Origin of the sequence: Actinotalea subterranea (assembly GCF_008364845.1) — a bacterium.
In the GTDB taxonomy this organism is placed as follows: domain Bacteria; phylum Actinomycetota; class Actinomycetes; order Actinomycetales; family Cellulomonadaceae; genus Actinotalea; species Actinotalea subterranea.
Window position 1 is genome coordinate 359,480 of sequence record NZ_VTTP01000002.1, and the last position, 18,511, is coordinate 377,990.

Annotated in this window: 17 protein-coding genes, 2 tRNA genes and 1 pseudogene; 7 read left to right on the forward strand and 13 right to left on the reverse strand. The window is 72.0% G+C overall.

Annotated features, from left to right (window positions below; translation table 11 throughout):
- Positions 1–13: 13 nt before the first annotated feature.
- A complete protein-coding gene (locus tag FZ988_RS04605; RefSeq protein WP_149202826.1) occupies positions 14–430 on the reverse strand; it encodes a hypothetical protein in 417 nt (138 codons plus the stop codon).
- Positions 431–633: 203 nt separating this feature from the next.
- Between FZ988_RS04605 and FZ988_RS18435 the strand changes: the two genes are divergently transcribed.
- Positions 634–948, forward strand: a complete 315-nt coding sequence (locus FZ988_RS18435; RefSeq protein WP_188078969.1) for a hypothetical protein — start codon at positions 634–636, stop codon at positions 946–948.
- A gap of 43 nt (positions 949–991) precedes the next feature.
- Here FZ988_RS18435 and helR read toward each other — a convergent pair whose 3' ends face one another.
- The 7 genes from helR to FZ988_RS04645 form a co-directional block, all read right to left on the reverse strand.
- Positions 992–3,214 carry an RNA polymerase recycling motor ATPase HelR gene (gene helR, locus FZ988_RS04615; protein WP_149202828.1) on the reverse strand — a complete coding sequence of 741 codons (2,223 nt, stop codon included), beginning with the start codon at positions 3,212–3,214 and terminating at the stop codon, positions 992–994.
- 218 nt (positions 3,215–3,432) lie between these two features.
- Positions 3,433–4,335, reverse strand: coding sequence for a glycine betaine ABC transporter substrate-binding protein (locus tag FZ988_RS04620; protein WP_246169209.1), 903 nt, complete (start codon positions 4,333–4,335; stop codon positions 3,433–3,435).
- Positions 4,336–4,481: 146 nt separating this feature from the next.
- Entirely contained in the window at positions 4,482–5,354 is an 873-nt protein-coding gene (locus tag FZ988_RS04625) for an ABC transporter permease (RefSeq protein ID WP_149202830.1), read from the reverse strand.
- Positions 5,351–6,583 (reverse strand): quaternary amine ABC transporter ATP-binding protein, encoded by a 1,233-nt coding sequence (locus FZ988_RS04630; RefSeq protein WP_246169210.1) that lies wholly within the window; start codon positions 6,581–6,583, stop codon positions 5,351–5,353. The genes FZ988_RS04625 and FZ988_RS04630 overlap by 4 nt, the downstream gene beginning before the upstream one ends.
- 527 nt (positions 6,584–7,110) lie before the next feature.
- Positions 7,111–7,183: transfer RNA gene (locus FZ988_RS04635), tRNA-Asn, on the reverse strand.
- 101 nt (positions 7,184–7,284) lie between these two features.
- Positions 7,285–7,794, reverse strand: coding sequence for a hypothetical protein (locus FZ988_RS04640; RefSeq protein WP_149202832.1), 510 nt, complete (start codon positions 7,792–7,794; stop codon positions 7,285–7,287).
- 20 nt (positions 7,795–7,814) lie between these two features.
- On the reverse strand, positions 7,815–8,693 hold the full coding sequence (locus tag FZ988_RS04645; RefSeq protein ID WP_149202833.1) for a carbohydrate kinase family protein: 879 nt from the start codon (positions 8,691–8,693) through the stop codon (positions 7,815–7,817).
- Between the two features lie 32 nt (positions 8,694–8,725).
- Here FZ988_RS04645 and FZ988_RS04650 point away from each other — a divergent pair.
- Both FZ988_RS04650 and FZ988_RS04655 read left to right on the forward strand, forming a co-directional pair.
- A tRNA-Ile gene (locus FZ988_RS04650) sits at positions 8,726–8,802 on the forward strand.
- A gap of 495 nt (positions 8,803–9,297) precedes the next feature.
- Positions 9,298–10,020: a hypothetical protein gene (locus tag FZ988_RS04655; RefSeq protein WP_149202834.1), complete on the forward strand. Its 723-nt coding sequence runs from the start codon at positions 9,298–9,300 to the stop codon at positions 10,018–10,020.
- Positions 10,021–10,204: 184 nt separating this feature from the next.
- Here the strand turns inward: FZ988_RS04655 and FZ988_RS04660 are convergent, their stop codons facing one another.
- Genes FZ988_RS04660 through FZ988_RS04670 form a run of 3 tightly spaced genes read right to left on the reverse strand, consistent with a single transcriptional unit; the run spans position 10,205 to position 11,530 of the window.
- Positions 10,205–10,723: a hypothetical protein gene (locus tag FZ988_RS04660; RefSeq protein WP_149202835.1), complete on the reverse strand. Its 519-nt coding sequence runs from the start codon at positions 10,721–10,723 to the stop codon at positions 10,205–10,207.
- A gap of 14 nt (positions 10,724–10,737) precedes the next feature.
- Positions 10,738–11,004 (reverse strand): hypothetical protein, encoded by a 267-nt coding sequence (locus FZ988_RS04665; RefSeq protein ID WP_149202836.1) that lies wholly within the window; start codon positions 11,002–11,004, stop codon positions 10,738–10,740.
- Positions 10,994–11,530 (reverse strand): hypothetical protein, encoded by a 537-nt coding sequence (locus FZ988_RS04670; RefSeq protein ID WP_149202837.1) that lies wholly within the window; start codon positions 11,528–11,530, stop codon positions 10,994–10,996. Before FZ988_RS04670 ends, FZ988_RS04665 begins: the two co-directional genes overlap by 11 nt.
- Positions 11,531–11,753: 223 nt before the next feature.
- On the opposite strand from FZ988_RS04670, the gene FZ988_RS04675 reads away from it, so the two are divergent.
- Genes FZ988_RS04675 through FZ988_RS04685 form a run of 3 tightly spaced genes read left to right on the forward strand, consistent with a single transcriptional unit; the run spans position 11,754 to position 15,075 of the window.
- Positions 11,754–12,338 (forward strand): PadR family transcriptional regulator, encoded by a 585-nt coding sequence (locus FZ988_RS04675; RefSeq protein WP_149202838.1) that lies wholly within the window; start codon positions 11,754–11,756, stop codon positions 12,336–12,338.
- Complete coding sequence (locus FZ988_RS04680; RefSeq protein WP_425457943.1) at positions 12,335–13,096, forward strand: ABC transporter ATP-binding protein; 762 nt, start codon at positions 12,335–12,337, stop codon at positions 13,094–13,096. Before FZ988_RS04675 ends, FZ988_RS04680 begins: the two co-directional genes overlap by 4 nt.
- Entirely contained in the window at positions 13,090–15,075 is a 1,986-nt protein-coding gene (locus FZ988_RS04685) for an ABC transporter permease (protein ID WP_188078970.1), read from the forward strand. The genes FZ988_RS04680 and FZ988_RS04685 overlap by 7 nt, the downstream gene beginning before the upstream one ends.
- A 315-nt stretch (positions 15,076–15,390) precedes the next feature.
- Here FZ988_RS04685 and FZ988_RS04690 read toward each other — a convergent pair.
- Positions 15,391–15,528, reverse strand: a pseudogene (locus tag FZ988_RS04690) (RtcB family protein); the annotation flags it as partial.
- Positions 15,529–15,725: 197 nt separating this feature from the next.
- On the opposite strand from FZ988_RS04690, the gene FZ988_RS04695 reads away from it, so the two are divergent.
- The gene (locus tag FZ988_RS04695; protein WP_149202840.1) at positions 15,726–16,886 is read left to right on the forward strand and encodes a hypothetical protein; all 1,161 of its coding nucleotides are present in this window, start codon (positions 15,726–15,728) and stop codon (positions 16,884–16,886) included.
- A gap of 102 nt (positions 16,887–16,988) precedes the next feature.
- Here the strand turns inward: FZ988_RS04695 and FZ988_RS04700 are convergent, their stop codons facing one another.
- Entirely contained in the window at positions 16,989–18,503 is a 1,515-nt protein-coding gene (locus FZ988_RS04700; RefSeq protein WP_149202841.1) for a helix-turn-helix transcriptional regulator, read from the reverse strand.
- Positions 18,504–18,511 lie beyond the last annotated feature (8 nt).

Genomic DNA, 18,511 nt, shown 5'->3' on the forward strand with positions numbered 1-18,511 from the left:
GCCGCGGGCGAGGTCAGGACCCCGCGACCGCGAGCACAGCGACGTGCTTGTCCTCGAGGTCCGTCAGGTAGCCGTCGAGCCCCTCGGGCCCCGGCGGGCGAGTGCCGATGATGACGATGGCCCAGCCGCGTCGCCGCGCGACGTCGCACCATCCCGGGTCGTCGCACCGCGTCGAGACGAGCACCTGCTCGCCGTCGACGAGCTGCACGAGACCCGCCGTGAGGTCGACGGTGCCGTTCCTCGGGTCGACTCGGCTCACGTGCTCACCCGAGCCGAGCGGGATCCGCAGGGTCCTGGTGAGGGTCCCCGTGGCGTCGAGGTCGCCGCCGCGGACGGGGTGGATGACCCAGCAGGCGATGGGCTGATGGTCTCGGGGATGCAGGGTGACCTTGAGGGTCGAGGTCACGGCACCGGGGGTGTGCTCGTCCATGCCGTGACGTTACGAGGTGAATGTCCGGTTCGCCTCCCAGGACCCTTCGCCTGTGGACGAGGAGCGGGGTGGGCAGGACGACGGGTGCGTCGGGGGCAGGTCGGGCCGTAGGTCCCGCGCCCGCACGGGGGGCAGGCCTGCGAGGATCGGGGACAAGAACGTGCGCGACGGCGCGCACGGTCGACCCAGGAGGTGGGCCGCACATGTCCGAGACGACGGAGACTCTGTGCCACTGGGAGAGGGTCCAGCGCCAGTGGAAGTGGGAGTGGGCGAGCTACAACTGCCACACCACCGGCGTGTTCTGGACCGACCACGACCCGCGCGGCACCACCGAGCTGCTGGACGACGCGACGCTCGCGCCGCGGGAGCCCGAGGCCCGGGTCGACATGAACTTCTCCAGCCGGTGGCAGCCCGTCTCGGGCACGGGGACGAACGTCGTCGTCGAGACCGCCGACCTCCCGCCCGACGCGGCGCCGGTCGGCGACGGGTGGCGCACCGCCACCCCCGTCGGGGGCTGACCGGGGCGGCCGCGGCCCGCCTCGGCACGTCAGGCCCTGAGCCTCAGCTCGTGAGGACCACGAGCTGCTGCGTCGCGCGCGTCATCGCGACGTAGCGGTCGACGGCGCGCACGACGCGGCCGGTCTCGTCCGGGCCGGGCGCCCGGTCGACGAGCACCACGAGGTCGAACTCGAGCCCCTTGGTGAGCTCGGCGGGCAGGGAGCGGACCCGGTCCGTCGCGCCGAACCCCGGGTGGTCGACGACGCACGCGATCCCGTCCGCGTGCTCGGCGAGCCACGCGGCGACGACGGCCTCGAGGTCGGCGATCCTCCCGTGCGCGACGGGCACGCCGCCGCTGCGCACCGACGTCGGCACGTTGGCGTCCGGCAGCACCGCCCTGATGACCGGCTCGGCCACCGCCATGACCTCCTGGGGCGTGCGGTAGTTGATGCTCAGGCTCGCCACCGCTGCCTCGCCGAGCCCGACCCGCAGGAGCCGCTCCTGCCACGACTCGGGGAAGCCGTGGCGCGCCTGCGCGCGGTCACCCACGACCGTGAAGCTCCGGGACGGGCACCGGTGCAGCAGCATCTGCCACTCCGCGTCGGTGAGCTCCTGGGCCTCGTCCACGACCACGTGGGCGAACGGCCCGCCGAGCAGGTCCGGGTCGGCCCGGTCCACGCCCGCACCGTCCTCGAGCGCCGCCTGGAGGTCCTCACCACGCAGCATCGACATGACGAGCAGCTCGGAGTCGTCCGACTCGATGAGGTCGCTGACGACGTCGGCCATGCGGGCGCGCTCGGCGGTCACCGCGGCCTCGTGCCGCCGTCGTCGTCGGGAGGCCTCGGGGTCGCCGAGGCGTCTGCGCGCCGCGTCCAGCAGCGGAAGGTCGGCTACCGTCCACGCCTGGGCGTCGGCGCGCTGCAACGCCGCGACCTCGTCGGAGGACAACCAGGGGGCGCACAGGCGCAGGTAGGCGGGCACGGTCCACAGGTCCCCGACGAGGTCGGTCGCCTCGAGCACCGGCCAGGCCCTGCCGAACGCCCTGAGCAGGTCGCGGTTCTGCGCGAGCGATCGGCGCAGGAGGTCCGCGGGCACCTCCTCGTCGTCGTGCTTGTCGACGAGGATGGCGAGCAGCGCCTCCCAGATCTCGTCGCGCGCCTCGTTGTGCGGGGTGCCGGGGTCGACCGCCTCGAACGCCTCCGCCCAGTCCGCCGTGCTGAGCCACACGTCGGCCCACGGCGTCTCGACCGTCATCCCCGCCTGGGGCGGCCGCTCGTAGAACGCCACGGCGGGCTCGACGGCGCCGACCATGGCAGCGGCGCCCTTGAGGCGCGCGACCTCCGGGTGCGGCTCGGGCCCCGCCGACGCCCCTTCGGGCACGAGGTCGCGCAGGGTGCACGTCTGAACGCCCTCCTCCCCGAGGCTGGGCAGGACGTCCGACACGTACGCGAGGTAGGGCTCGTGCGGCCCGACGAACAGGACGCCACCCCGCCGGTGGCCGAGCCGTGGGTCCGAGTACAGGAGGTACGCGGTCCGGTGCAGCGCGACGACGGTCTTGCCCGTGCCCGGGCCGCCGTCGACGACCAGCGGGCCGTGGGCGCCCGCACGGATGATCGCGTCCTGGTCGGCCTGGATCGTCGCCAGCACGTCGCGCATCCGGGGCGTGCGGCTGCCCGCCAGGCTCGCGACGAACGCGGACTGGTCGTCCAGGGCGGGGTGGTGCGCGAGGTCGGGAGCGCCGTCGGTGGCGCCGTTGCCGCTGGTGGCGTCGGTGATGTCCATGCCGGTGCTGTCCTGGGTGCTGAAGACCTCGTCCCAGTAGTCGCTGACGCGGCCGCCGCTCCAGCGGAACCGCCGGCGGCTCGCCAGGCCCATCGGGTTCCGGTGAGTCGCGCCGAAGAACGGCTCGGCGGCGGGGGAGCGCCAGTCGACCAGCAGACGACGGTCGGCGCCGTCCGTGAGGCCGAGGCGGCCGACGTACACGGGCTCCGTGGGCTGCGCGGCGGGGACCATCCGGCCGAGGCACAGGTCGAGCCCGAAGCGACGCAGCGTGCGCAGGCGTGCGGTCAACCGGTGGATCTCCTGGTCCCTCTCGAGCGCGGCCTGGCCGCTGCGCCCGGGTGCCCTGCGGGCGGCGTCGAGCCGCTCGGAGAGCTCGGCGAGCGTGTGCTCGAGGCTCTCGGTGATGGCGGCGAAGTGGCGCTCGTCGGCGGCGACGAGCGCCGGGTCGCCCTTGCGCGCGAGGTGGTCAGGAAGCGCGAACGCGCTGGTCCGGGTGAGGTCCACGTCATCAGCTCCAGGGGTGTCGGTCGCAGCCGCTGGTGCCCGCCCCGGGCACCGGCCGACGAGTCTGCGGCACGACGGGGGCCTTGCCGCAAGACCCCCCGTGAGCTATACGTTGAGAACGGAGAAGCCCCCGGCTCGCGACCGCATGCGTCGCGAGCCGGGGGCGTCCTCACGTGGGGCACCCGAACGGTGCCGTGACGATCGGGTGCCGATCCGGCTCAGGCCTCGCCGGCGGCGTCCTTGATGGACTCGAAGAACTCCTGGTTCTCCTCGAGCCACTGCTCGACGGAGGCCTCGTTGTCCTCGCCCTGGTTCTCGTTGAACATGATGTTCTCGAGGGAGAACAGCTGCTCGTCGGTCAGCGTGAACTCCGCGAGCCAGCCGGCGAGCTGCGGGAAGTCCTCGCCGAATCCGGTGCGGCCGACCATCTCGATGCGCTCGGCCTCGCCCAGGGCGAGCTCGGGGTCCTCGAGATCCCGGATGGGGTACGCGTCGTAGGCCCAGTGCGGGCGCCACAGCGTCACGACGACGTCGCGCTCGGCGTCGACGGCGCCGGTCAGCTCGGCCAGCATGGCGGGCGTGGAGGACTCGATGAACTCCATCCCCTCGAGGCCGTACGTCGGGATGACCGACTCCTTGGTGATGCGGGTCAGGCCCGCACCGGGCTCGATGCCGACGAGGCGGTTGTCGAAGGCCTCCGCCGCGTCGCCCAGCTCGCTCAGCGAGGTGATCGACGAGTCCTCGTTCACGGCGATGGTGAGCTTGGCGTCGTCGTACCAGGAGCCGAGCTGCTCCATGTCGTCGCCGTACTTCTCGAGGTAGTCCTCGTGGGTGATGGGCAGCCACATGTCGAAGTTCACGTCGAACTGGCCGCCCGCGATGCCCGTGTACACGGGGCCGGGGTCGGCCATCTCGAGCTCGACCGAGTAGCCCTCGGACTCGAGGAGGTTCGCCCACAGGTAGGAGACGGCGATGCCCTCGTCCCAGCCGTTGTGGATGGCGATCGTGATGTCCTCCTGGTCGCCGGACGTACCGGCGCCCTGCGCCTCGTCGTCGGACGAGCCGCCGGCGCAGGCGGTCAGCGCGAGCGCGACGGCCACGCCGGAGGCAGCTGCGGTCATGGTGTGACGGGTGCGATGAGTCATCGCTTCCTTTCGTGGCGGCGGACCGCCGGGGTTGGCGGCCCCTCGACGGGGCCGGGGGTGTGCCGTGGTCGGGCCGGGTGGCTCGAGCCGGGGGATCGGGCGGGGTGACCCTGGGCTGTGGATCAGGCGGCGGTGACCCTCATGGCTCGCGCCACCGGGGAACGGTCGGCCAGCGCCGACGTGAGCCGGTCGAGGTAGATCGCGAGGATCACCACGGACAGACCCGCCTCGAACCCGAGCGAGACGTTGACGCGTGAGAGGGCAGAGACGACGTCGCGGCCGAGACCGTCCGCACCGACCATGCCCGCGATGACCACCATCGACAGGGCGAGCATGATCACCTGGTTGACGCCGGCCATGATCGTCGGCAGCGCGAGAGGGATCTGGATCTGCCGCAGGATCCGGCCCGGCGTCGAGCCGAAGGCGTGGCCGGCCTCGACGACCTCCTTGTCCACCCCGCGGATGCCGAGCTCGGTGAAACGGACACCGGGTGCGAGGGCGAACACGATGGTCGCCACGATGCCGGGCACCGCGCCGGTGAGGAAGATGATCACCACCGGGATGAGGTACACGAACGCCGGCATGGTCTGCATGAAGTCGAGCACCGGTCGCACGGCCCTCGACACGCGATCGTCCCGCGCCGCCCAGATCCCGAGCGGGATGCCGATGGCGAGTGCGATGACGCTCGCCACGAGCACGAGGGCGAGGGTCGCCATGGCGTTGTCCCACTGGTCGACGCCCTGCACGACGACGAAGCCGACGAGCGCGCCGACGGCGAGCTTCCAGCCCTTCGCCGCGAAGGCCATCGCGGCGAGGACGAGGGCGACGAGCCACATGGGCGGCGTCGCCAGGACCAGCTCAAGGCTGTCGAAGCAGGCGACGAGCACGGTCTTGACCAGGTCGAAGAAGCCGCCGAACGTCGCGATGAGGCCGTCCACGCCGGCCTCGACCCAGTCGCCGAGGGGGAGTCGGAGCTCGAGGTCGGTGGCGCTCATGCGGGCACCGCCGCGGACTCGTCGGCCGGTGCCGGGTCGGGTGACGACGGCTCGACCACCGGTGGGGACATCGCCTCGAGGAGGGTGACCCGCGGGATCACGCCCACCAGGCGGCCCCGGTCGTCGATGACGGGGACGGGCAGCGGGGTCTCTGCCGAGGGTGCGAAGACGTCTGCCAGGAGAGCGTCGACGTGCACGGGGGTGACCTCGTCGCACGTGAGGTCGACGAGCGACTCCGTGCCGGCGCGCTGTGCCGCGACGACGTCCTGGTCGCGCAGCACGCCGCGCAGGGTGCGGTCGCGGTCGACGAGGTAGGCGGCGGTCGCCTGCGCCGCGCGCATCTCGTGGAGCGCGACCCGGGGGCCGGCGCCGGTCGTGACGACGGCTGCGGGGCGGACCATCACGGACCGAGCCGTGAGGACGCGCGTGCGGTCGACGTCGGCGACGAACTGCGCGACGTAGTCGTTCGCGGGGTCGGACAGGATCTGCTCGGAGGTACCGATCTGCACGATGCGCCCGTCACGCATGACGGCGATGCGGTCGCCGAGGTGCATGGCCTCGTTCAGGTCGTGCGTGATGAACACGATGGTCTTGCCGAGGGTCTGCTGGAGCTCGAGCAGCTGCTCCTGCATCTCGCGACGGATCAGCGGGTCGAGCGCGGAGAACGCCTCGTCCATGAGGAGCACGTCGGTGCCTGCCGCCAGGGCGCGCGCCAGGCCGACCCGCTGGCGCATGCCGCCGGACAGCTCGGACGGCAGGTGGTCCTCCCAACCCGCCAGACCGACCATCTCAAGCGCCTCGCCTGCGCGTCGCCGCCGTTCGGTGCGGTCGACGTCCTGGAGGGCGAGGGGGTAGGCGGCGTTGTCGATGATCGTCCGGTGGGGGAGCAGCGCGAAGTGCTGGAACACCATGGAGACGCGTCGTTGGCGCAGCGCGCGCAGGTCCCGCGGCGTGATCGTCGACAGGTCTGCGTCGCCGAGGAGGATGCGGCCGGCGGTCGGCCGCCACAGCCCGTTGAGCATCCGGATGAGGGTGGACTTGCCCGAGCCGGAGAGGCCCATGACCACGAAGGTCTCGCCGTCGGCGACCTCGAAGCTCGCGTCGATGACGGCTGCGGTGCCGTGGTCCTTGACCTCGTCACGGGTCTGGCCTGCCTGGAGCCGCCGGACGGCCTCGGCCGGTCGGCGGCCGAAGACCTTGTACACGCCTTCGGCGCGGAGTGCGGTCACGTGGCTCTCGTCTCGCTCGTGTCGGTCCTCGGCAGCGCGGGGGACCGCGCGCGGCACGCTCTCCCGAGGTGCGAGCGCCCACGGGGTCGTGGGCGGCCGAGGTGGATCGTCCGGCGGGCGCCTGGGGGAGCGTCCACGTCCGGGCCACGGGCGCGCCTCGGGGCGTCCTGCCGAAGAGGGTCTCGGCGGGGACGCGACACGCCCTCGAGGGGCGTCGGACGCAGTGCCTGGGCACCGGATCATGCCGACCGATCGCTGATCAGGTCGGGCCCCACCATGTCGCGGATCGGGTCCGAGGTCCAGCGTCGATCGGCCCGATCGGGGCTCGATCGACGGGTCTGAAGGTCGGCGAGTGGCGTCTGACCTGCGGTTTTACCAGATCTTGATTGTTACTGATCTGTGACCTTGTGTTTACCCGTTCGAGGGGCGGCGGCGGCGCGATCGGTATCCGACCGGGGGCGTGACGCAGCGCGTGAACGCAGGAAGGCCCCGCCGAGGCGGGGCCTTGATGTGCGTCTCGTCCTGTGCTCCCGCGACTGGACTCGAACCAGTAACCGTCCGATTAACAGTCGGATGCTCTGCCAATTGAGCTACGCGGGATCGCGGTTCGCAATGCTACCCGATGTGCGCGGGTGTCCAGACATCGGTCGCGGCCGGGCGGGTCGTCTACGGCCGGCCTGCCTGTGGGCCGGCCCGATGCCTCAGGTGAGGCCCGCCGCCTCGCGCACCCGGGCCTCCGCGGCGTCCACGAGCTCCGCGGTCGCGGGGTCCGTGAGGTCGACGTCCCCGGTCCCCAGCACCTGGGTCAGGAGGTTCTGGTCGGGGTCGCGGCGTAGTGCCACGCGCACCACCGCCCCCGAGGGCAGCGTGACCTTCTCGGTGTGGACCACGGACGCCTGCACGCGCTCGTGGACGGTCCGTGCGAGCGCGGGGGAGCGGTCGTCGGCAAGGTGGAGCGTCGTCGGCTGCGCACCGTCGACCCAGGTGAGCGTGAGCTCGGCCTCGGCGGCGTTGAGGCGTGCGCCGTCCACGTCCGACCACGCGCGGTGGGTCACCGGCTGGTCGGTCAGTGCGATGTAGAGGCCCCGGAGGGTGGCGGCCGCCCACCCCTGCGTCAGCTCGCCGATCGCGACGACGCGCTCGCCGCGCCGGAGGTCGAGCCGGGACCGGACGTCGTCGGGCAGGTGGGGTCCTCGCCGCAGCAGTGCCATGCGCCCAACCTAACCCGGCGTCAGTCCAGCCCGGCGAGCGCGCGCACCTGTGCGAGCCCGACGTCGGCCACGAGGCCGGCCGAGGCGACCGCGAGCGCACCCGCCGCGGCTCCCAGGCGCAGGCACGCCTCGAGCGGGAGGCCGTCCAGGTGGCCGCGCAGCATCCCGGCCACGAACGCGTCGCCGGCGCCGTTCGTGTCGACCACCTGCACGGCGGGGACCGCGGGGACCTCGAGCCAGCCCTCGTCACGGCCCAGGGCGAGGGCACCGCGCGCTCCTGCCGTGCACACGACCCAGCGTGTCCCCGCCGCGACGCGCTCGGCGAGGTACGCCCGGGGGTCCGGCAGGCGCTCGGTGGACACCACCAGGACGTCCGCGGCCTCCACGAACGGAGCCTGGAACTCCGCGACGCCGTCGTGGTCGTGCACGTCGCACCAGACCTCCCGCGCGCGGGAGCGGATGGTGGGCAGCAGGTCGCGCACGTGACCCGCGAGGTCTGCGACGACCACGTCCGCGGTGCCGAGCAGCGTGTCGACCTCCCGCGACGGCGGTCCGGGGTCCGGCGGGAGGTCGAGGTAGATCGACAGCCGCCCGCCGTCGGGCGTCATCAGGTTGAGGTGCTGCTCGCTCGCCCCGGGCCTGCGTTCGCCCGCGAGCGTGAGCAGCGGATGACCGAGGGCGACGACGATCTGCTCGGCGGCGTCGTCGTCACCCAGCGCGGTGCGCAGCGTGACCGGGACGTCGAGGCGGGCCAGAGTGAGCGCCTTGCCGGCCGACGTCCCGCCGAGCGACCGACGGTGCCCGCGGGCCATGGCGGTGTGGGACCGCGGGGCGGGGAGCGCGTCCACGTCGACGAGCGTGTTCCACGACGCCGGACCGGCGACCAGGACGTGCGGCACCCGACGACCGTAGTCCCGTAGCCTTGCCGCGCGGGCCAGTAGCTCAGCCGGTCAGAGCAGCGGACTCATAATCCGTCGGTCGTGGGTTCAAGCCCCACCTGGCCCACCACTACTGAACTGGGACTATGCGTCTTGGTCAATGCAGGCCCTGTACCCAGGACTGCATCCAAGGCGCATCCGGCGGATCCTCCCGAGGGGGTCCGCGACGAACGCGCCGTCCACCATCGCTCGCGCCCGCGCTGCGTTGCTCCGGCTCTTCTACGGCCCACGGAGGACGCAACAACGATGCGCGCGTCGGGCCGGTCCTGCAGGTGCCATACCGGGGTCCACTTGGTGGTGAGGGTGGACTTGCCCTCCTGTGGGGGCATGGACACGATCAGGCGCCCGTCGAGGGTGTCGAGGGTCTCGGTGATGGCCTGGTTGATGTGGTCGAGGGGGGGCGGCGGAACCTGGGGTCGAGCTCGGCGGCCATGTCCGCGGGGGTTGGCCAGCGGGGTGCGGGCGGGGGTCCGAAGGCCCGCGCGGCGTGCTCGAGCCAGGTGAGCGACACCGGGCCCTCCCGGGGACGTAGACGCCGCCATCCGGCCACGGCAGGGTGTGCTGCGTGGAGCATGACGACAGCCGGGCGCTACAGCTTGCGATCGACGCGTCCGTAGGCCTGCTGGCGGCTGGCGCCGCAGTCGCCGATCCCGCGCTCGGTGTCCTCGCTGCGGGTGCAGCTCCGGCTGCGTCGGCGGGGGCGAAAGCGGCAGCGCATCGGATGCAGCAGCGTGCGGCCGCGACGGTCGGTGTGGCAGCAGCGACAGCTGGAGTGTCGCCTGAGGAGCTGGTTGATGCGCTGATCCGAGATGAGCGGCGCACACAGCTCCTCGCCGTAGCGATTCAGGGCGCCTACCGAAGTGCATGGGAGAGGCGCATCCGGGTTCTCGGTCATTCTCTGGCCACGGGTGCGCTCGTTGATGACGACGCGCTTGTCGACGAGGAGATCTACTGGGTCGGCATCCTCAGCGAGCTCGAGGCGCCACACCTACGCATGATCGAGTACCTGCTCCGAAGCGACTCGGAACGCCCTGGGCACATGATCATCGTGTCACCTGATCGGTTGGGCCAGGTCTCCGGGTTTCGTCAGCTCCGGCGTCCGGCAATCGCCACGCTAGAGCGGCACGCACTCACGCAGCGGCGCTTGGGAAGCGATCTTGCCGTGTCGGACCGCCATCGCTGGTCGCTGAACGAGAACAGCGAGGTGTATGTCAGGGGCCCGCTTACCAAAGCGTGTTTCGACCGCTTCCTCGAGGCTGGCGTCGCGGCTCCGCGGGTGGACGACTGACGTGGTTCCCGCCCTTCCGCGGTGCGCGCGGCGGGCCGCTCGTGGCGGCTGGTTGGGGTGTCGGCTCCTGGCGGGGCTGAGGAAGGCCCGGGAGCGGTTGGTGCTCGCCGGGCCTTGGGCGCGAGATATCCACGCAACGGTGTCAGCTTTCCACAGACCACGCGGTCTGGGCAACGAGGTGCCGTCAGTCCCTTACGACGATGCCGAGCTGGTCGAAGTACCGCTCGAAGTCTCTGTCCCCATCGAGTAGGCGCGCGAGGCCCGTCTCCCAGCCGCTGGCCGAGTACTCCCACTCGATGTCCTGGGGGCGCGGCGCATCCGGGTCGAGGTTCAGCGCCTTCCGGTCGCCGAGCGGCAAGATCGCGCGGCCACCGTCGACGTGGACCACGTACACCCGATCGATGAGTGAGCCTGCCCAGAACACGTCTGCGTGCACGACCGAGACCGACGGGTCAGGGAACGCGCCCCGGCGTTCCCACAGGCTCTTGGCGTCGGTGACCTTGCTCAGGTGCTGTCGGGCGCGCATGCCCCACTGGATGGTGAGGTCGACATCGGGCTTGTAGACGATGAGCGAGCCGTGCCACTCGAACGTGTCCTCGTCGACGTCTGGCACGTCCTTGAAGTACGAGCCAACGGCTACGTCGTGCCAGTCGCGCTCGCGGTCGCTGTTGATGATGAGGTCACGGATCTCGTCAAGCCTCACGGAGCTTCCTTCCCTTAGGTGACCTGCGTCGCGACGGTGCGAAGCAGGTGGAGCGGCTCCCCGCGCTCGTTGCGGATGAGCGACCCGTTGCCATCACGGGCCACTGGCAGGCTCCCACGCCGCACTGACGTGTCGAGCGAGCGCGCCGCGCGGGTGCCCTTGGACATGTCCTTCGCCTCGGTGATCGTCACAAGGGCGTCGGGGTGGGTCGTGGGGAGCTCGTGGACGGTGTGGAGGTTCGCGTACTGCAGCCATGACCGGTCCCGCCAGTCAGGCCGCACCCGGCGCCGGAGCTGGTCGCGAGGCCCGGGCGGTCCACTCCTGGACGATGCGGCCACCGCAGTGCACGCACGGTGCGGCCTGGCGTTCGGGGTTGATGCTGAGCAGCCGGCGGACCGTGGTACGGCCCCGGCGTGCCTCACCGAGGTAGTCGAACCACCCGGACACGTCGGGGTTCTGCGCGGCCCACACGGTGTGCTCGAGGAGGCACCCCGACCAGCCGCCGTTGTAGGGCTTCCCGAGGACGTCGGCCCAGGTGCAGGCCCACCCGACGAGGACGTCGATCGCGGACCCTGGTCGCTTCGCGGCTTCGATGCGGTGGCCCTCGGGGGCTTCGACGACGCGGTCGAGGCCGAAAGGCAGGCGGGAGTCGTCGTCGCTGGTGGTGACGCGGACGCCGTCGTAGCGGACGGCGCGTAGGCCCATGAACTCGGCGACGTGGAAGGGCACGGTCTCGGCTTCGTGGACGATGTCCTCGAGGATGCGCCTGGCGCGCTGGATGCAGCGTTCGCAGGTGGCCATGGACATCGTGAGGACCTCGTCGCAGGTGTTGCAGCCCCGCACCTGCTCGGCGCAGTTCCGGCAGACGTACGTGGAGACGGGGTCGGCGAGCTGGCGCTCCTGGATCCACTCGTGCTGCCGGGAGCGTGCTGAGTCGCTACGCCGCGCGACACGCCAGGCACGACAACTCCGCGGTGCACGCGCGGTTACGCAGTAACCTCCTGGTTACCCGATAACCGGAGGTGAATCCGTGTCCGTCCGACATGCTCTTCTCGCCCTCCTCGGCACCGCGCCTGTGGGCGCCTTCGCGCTCCGTCAGGAGTTCGAGCGCCGGACCGGCCGCACCTGGCCGCTCAACATGGGCCAAGTCTCCACGACCCTCGACCGCTTGGAGCGTGATGGCCTGGTTGCGGAAGTTCCGAGCGACGGCGACGTCCCGCACTACGCGCTCACAGACGGTGGCCGGGCGGAGCTCGAATCGTGGTGGGCGGCACCGGTCGAACGAGGCGTCCCAGCACGCGATGAGCTGGCGATGAAGCTGGCGCTCGCGGTCACGCTGCCTGGGGTGGAGGTCCAGGCGATCGTCCGCGCACAGCGCACGGAGACGATGCGGTGGCTGCAGGCGCTGACGCGGTTGCGGGGGGAGCCGCAAGCCGACGACGTGGCGTGGCAGCTGCTGCTCGACCACTACGTGTTCGCCGCCGAGTCAGAGATGCGCTGGCTCGATCACGTCCAGGCGCGACTGACCCGGGCGGGCGCGGCGCACCCCGCGGATGCGGCCGCCAGCACTCTCGCTTCGGAGCGTGAGCGTGTCGTCGCTCGTGGTGACAGGTGAGCGAGCTCGGGGGCGCGGCCGCTTCCCGTGGCCCTGTGGTGCTGAGCGCACGGGGCCTCACCCGCGTGCACACCGGCGGGCCAGTACCGGTAACGGCCCTCGGCGGCGTCGACCTTGATCTGCGGCTCGGCGAGCTCGTGGCGGTCATGGGCCCCTCCGGTTCGGGCAAGTCAACGCTCCTGCACCTCCTCGGGGGCCTTGACGCGCCCACGAGCGGCTCGGTCATGTTGGCCGGAGACGACCTAGCAGCGATGGACCGCGCAGGCAGGGCCCGCGTGCGGCGCCGTCGCGTCGGGTATGTCTTCCAGGATCTCAACCTCATGCCGCTGCTCACGGCGCTCGAGAACGTCGCGCTTCCGCTCGAGCTCGACGGGGTGCCCCCGAAGACAGCGCGCCGAGAGGCGGTCGAGGCGCTCGCGCAGCTCGACGTCGCGAACCTAGCCAGCCGCTTCCCCGGACAGCTGTCCGGCGGCCAGCAGCAGCGGGTCGCCATCGCCCGATCGCTCGTCGGTCCAAGGCGTGTCGTCCTCGCCGACGAGCCGACGGGCGCCCTCGACTCGGTCATGGGCGAAGAGGTGATGCGGGTGCTCCGTGGTCGGGTGGACGCCGGCGCGGCCGCTGTCGTGGTGACGCACGACGCCCGGCTCGCGGCTTGGGCGGACCGCACGATCTTCCTCGTGGATGGCACCGTGGTGGACGAGGCGATCGCGATGGGACCAGGCGCTCTGCTCGCCGAAGGCGGTGGTCGACCGTGGTGACCGTTGACGCCCGGCCCGTGCAACTGCAAGGCGACGCGTCGCCCACGTCGGTGTCTCGGGTCCTGGCTCGCTGGCGGCTCGCGGTCCTCTTGGGCCGGCGGGACGTGCGGGCCCACCGCGTCCGGACCGCACTCGTCGTCCTGTCAGTCGCGATCGCGACCGCAGTCGTTGGGTTCACGGCCTCGACGGTGGCCCGGGTCACCACGCCTGGCGGCTCAGTGACTCTGACGAGCGCTGCCGACCTCAACACGCAGGTGTCCGTCGACGACGCGACGGTCGCGATCCTCACAGCGGTCGGCGCGCTCGCGCTGCTGCAGACTCTCGTCCTGGTCGCTCCCGCGTTCCTGATCAGCCTGCGCCGCCGGACGCGAGAGCTTGGTGTGCTTGCGGCGACCGGCGCGCGCCCCGCTGACATCCGTCGAATCGTGCTTGGGCCGGCTGTGGTGACTGCGACTTTCGGGGCCGGGATCGGCGGCGTCGCGGCTCTGACACTCGGACTGCTGATGGCTCCGCCGACCTTGCAAGAGATCGCTGCGGTCGTGCCCACCGTGGGCGCGGTCGTGGCACTCAACGTTCTGCTGTGCGCGCTGGTCGCGTGGGTACCCGCCCGACGCGTGCTGCGCGAGTCGCCCACAGCGGCGCTTCGCGCCGCACCGGCGACGGCCGCGCCCGCGCCCGGCCGGCTGCTGGTGTGGGCCACGCTTGGAGTGACCCTGCTCGCAGGTGGCGTGCCGTTGGCGTTCGCAGGCGCCCGCAGCCAGACGGTGAGTGCGATGGTCACCGGTGTCGTCCTGGCCGAGGCAGGGCTGCTCGGGCTCGTCGGGGCGGCCCTGGGCGCGCTGGGCCGGGTCCCGCTCCGGAACGTGGTGACCGCGTACGTCCTTCGCGACGCCGCGCGCAGCCGCACGCGCGTTCTCCCGGCCGTGGCCGCAGCGGCGGTCATGATCGCGGGGGCAGTCGCGGCCCTGACCTACTCCGCGACCCAGCACGCCGACGAAGCCGCACGGCACAGGCTTGTCGCGCCGATCGGATCAGCGCTCGTCCTGTTCGATGACACCGTCGAGTCGGTCGACGACCTTCGCACCGCAGCGCAGGCGCTCAGGGACATCCGCGACGTTGTCCCGCTCACGGTGGCGATCGGAGCGGAGGACTTCACACACATCGAGGTCGGCCCCTCCGGACCGGCCTTCGTCGATGCGGATGGTTCTGCCCTGACCATGTACGGGCCTCTCGTAGGCACGCCGGAACTGGTCACCGCGCTGGGACTGGGCGCGGGCGCCGTAGACGCGGTCGGTGACGGTTCAGCGCTCGTACCCTCCCGGCGTGTCCTCGGTGCAGATGGCACGGTGGCGCTGCGGTCGCAGGGCCGGTCGACCACCGTCTCCGCGACGGTTGTCCCAGCCCTCTGGCGGTACGCGCCAGTCGTGCTGCCCCAATCGGTCGCTGAGGACCTGGGGCTGACGGCGACGACCGTTGGCGCCCTCGTCATCCCCGAACAGCGCTTCGGAGCAGGAGACGTCGCGCAGGTCCAGGAGGCCCTCAACGGGCAGGTCGAGCTCGGCGGTCCGCGGTTCGCCGATGACGGGACGGACTACGCGCTCATCGCCGCGGGTGCTTTGGCGGTGCTACTCGTGACCTGGGCCATGACCGCCCTCGCGGCCCACGAGGCGCAATCCGACCTTGCCACCCTCGAAGCGGTCGGTGCGTCCCCGCGAACTCGCCGCCGACTCGCCGGCAGCCAAGCGGGCCTCGTCGCGGCAGCAGGCTCACTGTGCGGCGTCCCAGCCGGCCTTGCCCTTGGCTGGCTCTTCCTGACCGCACAGCGGAACCAGGCGTATCTGGAGTCCAATCCACTCACGGCCCTCGCTGTGCCGCCTGGCCCGATCATCGCGGTACTCGTCGGACTGCCGATCGTCGTGGGCGTCGCGGGTGCCCTTACGGCGCGTACCACAACGACACTCACCCGCCGCGCGGAGTAGCGCGCTCGTCATCGGCCACAGAAGGGCTTCGTGTTGACCGCCGAATGGCGGGCGGCTGCGCGCTTTTGGGTGGGCAACCTACGCGCGTTGATCGGCGGCGCGGCCGCCCTTCGCTCAAGCCATTCGTGCGCGCGAAAAGGCGCCCCATCCCCGGGGCGCTCGCTCAGGGGATCGGTGGGCCGGGACGCGGGAGGCTTGTCCCTTCCAGGTCCAAGGTCGAGCGGCACGCGGCACCTCACCTGGACGCCGGGGGCCCATCCAGCGCGCACATGAAGAGGGTCACGCAACGCCTTGGTGAGTCGTCCAGACAACATCTAGGTGGGCGTCCGGCATGAGCGCGAGGTGAGGGTGGATGAACGGCATGGTGGACGTGCGGACGGCCTGCTCGCGCGTGCTGGGCTCGAGGATGGACGCCCAGCTGATCAGGCGGTCGGACAGGTGCTCTCGCGTCATGGTCAGCATCCTGCCGTGACACGCGAGCGCGGGTCACGGCGATTGTGGACAACCGCTCGGAAGCGGCCGCACGCTGCGTCAACCGGGTCATATCCGGACGAAACCCTTCTCGCGGCACGGGGCCCGGCGCTACCTTGACGAGATCCCGGAGCGACTCCGTCGGCCGACGCCCGGGTACGGGGGAGGCTGGGAGCGACATGGCTGCGTCGACCGTGGTGCTGGGCGCGGAGCACCGCACGCCGGACCGCTCGCGTGGGGCGTGGGCCTTCGTCGGGCCCGCACTGCTCTTCCACCTGCTCACCCGCGCGTTGACGGTCACGGCGCTCGTCGTCGGGGCGCTGCGGGACGGTCGCTCCTACGCCGAGGTCGTCACCGGGTGGGACGGCAAGTGGTTCGGCCAGATCGTGGCGGGCGGCTACCCGACCGAGCTGCCCGTGAACGAGGCCGGCCATGTCGTGACGAACCCCGCGGCCATGTTCCCGCTGTTCCCGATGCTCCTGCGCCCGCTCACCGCGCTCGGGATCCCGTACTGGCTCGCCGCGCAGGTCGAGGTGCTCGCGTGCTCGACGGGCGCCGCCGTCGTCATCGCGCTCGTGTGCCGGCACTACGTGGGGGACCGGGTGGCGATCCTCGTGTCCTGCTGCTGGTCGGTGTTCCCGACGGCCTCCGTGCTGTCCGTCGCGTACAGCGAGGCGCTGTTCACGCTCACAGCCGCCGGCACGCTCCTGCTGCTCCTGCGGCGGCAGTGGGTCTGGGCGGGCGTCGTCGCGGCCCTCGCGGGCGCGGCACGGCCGACCGGCATCGTGGTCGTCGCGGCCGTCGGGGTTGCGGTGCTCGAGGCGATCGCCCGACGGCGGGAGTGGCGCAGCCTCGTGGCCCTCGCGATCGCCCCGCTCGGCACGCTCGGCTCGCTCGCGCTGATCGGGCTCTCGGCGGGCCGCCTCGACGCCTGGTTCATCACGCAGTCGGAGGGCTGGCGCGTGCGGTACGACGGCGGGGCGACGTTCGCGCGGTGGGTCTGGACGACCATGACGGAGGCCTCGAACCCGACCAAGATGGTGTTCGCGGTCGCCGTCCTGGCGGCGGTGGCGCTCGCGGTCCTCGCGGCGCTGCGCCGCCCGCCCCTGCCGGTCCTCACGTTCCTGGTGCTCGGCACCCTGCTCGCGATCGGCCAGGGCGGGGCGTTCTACCTCTCGCCCCTGCGGTTCATGCTGCCGCTCTTCCCGCTCCTGGTCCCGGTCGCGGCGTGGCTCGCGGGCCGGCCACGATGGTTCATCGTTGCCTCGCTGGGGGGCGCCGCGCTCGTCTCGGCCGCGATCGGCGTCTACTACTTCACCATCTCGGGTGGCGCGCCCTGAGACCCGCCAGGTAGGGGGCCTGCGGCTTGCTCCGAGGCCTGAGCCAGGGCTGCTGGGGTCGGCAGGCCCCACGGTCGGTCGGCCACGGCGCTACGGCGGGCGTCAGGCGTCGCCGGGCGCGTGCCGCTCGAGGAACGTGAACACCTCGGTCTGGTCGACGCCGGGGAACACGCCCGTCGGGAGGGCCGCGAGCATGCTCGCGTGCGGCCGCGCGCTGGGCCACGAGTGGCCGGACCACCGCTGGGCGAGCGCCGCGGGCGGCTGGCGGCAGCAGCTCGGCTCGGGGCACCGCGACCGCGACCGCTCGGTGGTCTCCCGGCCCTGGAACCACCGCACGTGCCCGAACGGGACGCCCACGCTCACCGAGAACTCGCCGTCGGGCGAGCCCTGCACGCGCGACGTGCACCAGTAGGTGCCCGAAGGGGTGTCCGTGTACTGGTAGTAGGGGCTGAACCGGTCCGGGATGGCGAACACCACGCGGGCCGTCCAGCGCCGGCACACGGGCTGGCCTTCGATCGCGCCCAACGGGTCGCTCGGGAAGTCGACGCCGTCGTTCTCGTACGCCTTGTGCAGGGTGCCACTCTCGTGGACCTTCATGAAGTGCACGGGGATGTCCAGGTGCCGAGTAGCGAGGTTCGTGAAGCGGTGCGCGGCTGTCTCGTACGTGACGGCGAACGCGTCGCGGAGGTCCTCGACCGACAGCCGGCGCGCGGCCTTGGCCTCGCGCAGCATGTCGACAGTGCCCTCCTCGGGCAGCATCAGCGCGGCGGCGAGGTAGTTGGTCTCGACGCGCTGGCGCAGGAAGTCCCCGTAGCCGCGCGGCTCCGTGTGCCCGAGCACGTGGCTCGCGATGGCCTGGAGCAGCGGTGAGCGCGGGTCGCTCGACGTGGTCAGCGCGTGCGGCAGGTAGATGCGGTGGTGCTCGAGGTCCGTGACGGAGCGGGTCGAGTGCGGCAGGTCGTGCACGTAGTGCAGCGTGAACCCCAGGTGCGCCGCGATCTCGGCCGTGCCGCGCTGCGAGAGCGGCCCGCCGGGGTGGCCGACAGCCGCGAGGAGGTCGCGTGCGTGCGCCTCGAGGTCGGGGAAGTAGTTGTCCTGGGCGCGCATGGTCGCGCGCAGCTCGGCGTTGGCCCGGCGGGCCTCCTCGGGCGTCGCGGCGTTCTCGGTGAGGAGTCGCTGGACCTCCTCCTGGAGCCGCACGATCGTCTCGAGCGCGTCCGTCGGCAGCGACTTGCCGACCTTGACCTGGGGGAGGCCGAGCGAGGCGAAGAGCGGGCCGCGCTGCGCGCGCTCGAGCGCGACCTCCAGCGCCGCGCGCGGGCTGGGGGCCTCGGCGTCGAGCAGCTCGCTCAGGGGGACGTCCAGCGCGGCCGCGACGCGGTGGAGCACCGAGATCTTGGCCTCGCGGTGCCCGTTCTCCAGGACGGAGATCTGCGACGCCGCGCGTCCGACGGCGGCGCCCAGGTCCTCGAGGGTCATCCCACGCGCGGTGCGCAGGTGGCGGACCCTGCGCCCGATCACGAGCGGGTCCGCGACCGCGGCGTGGTCCGCGGCTGCGGCACCGGCAGCCGGTCCGGGGGCGACGGGTGCCGGGAACCTCTGGTCGACGAGTGCCATGACCTCAC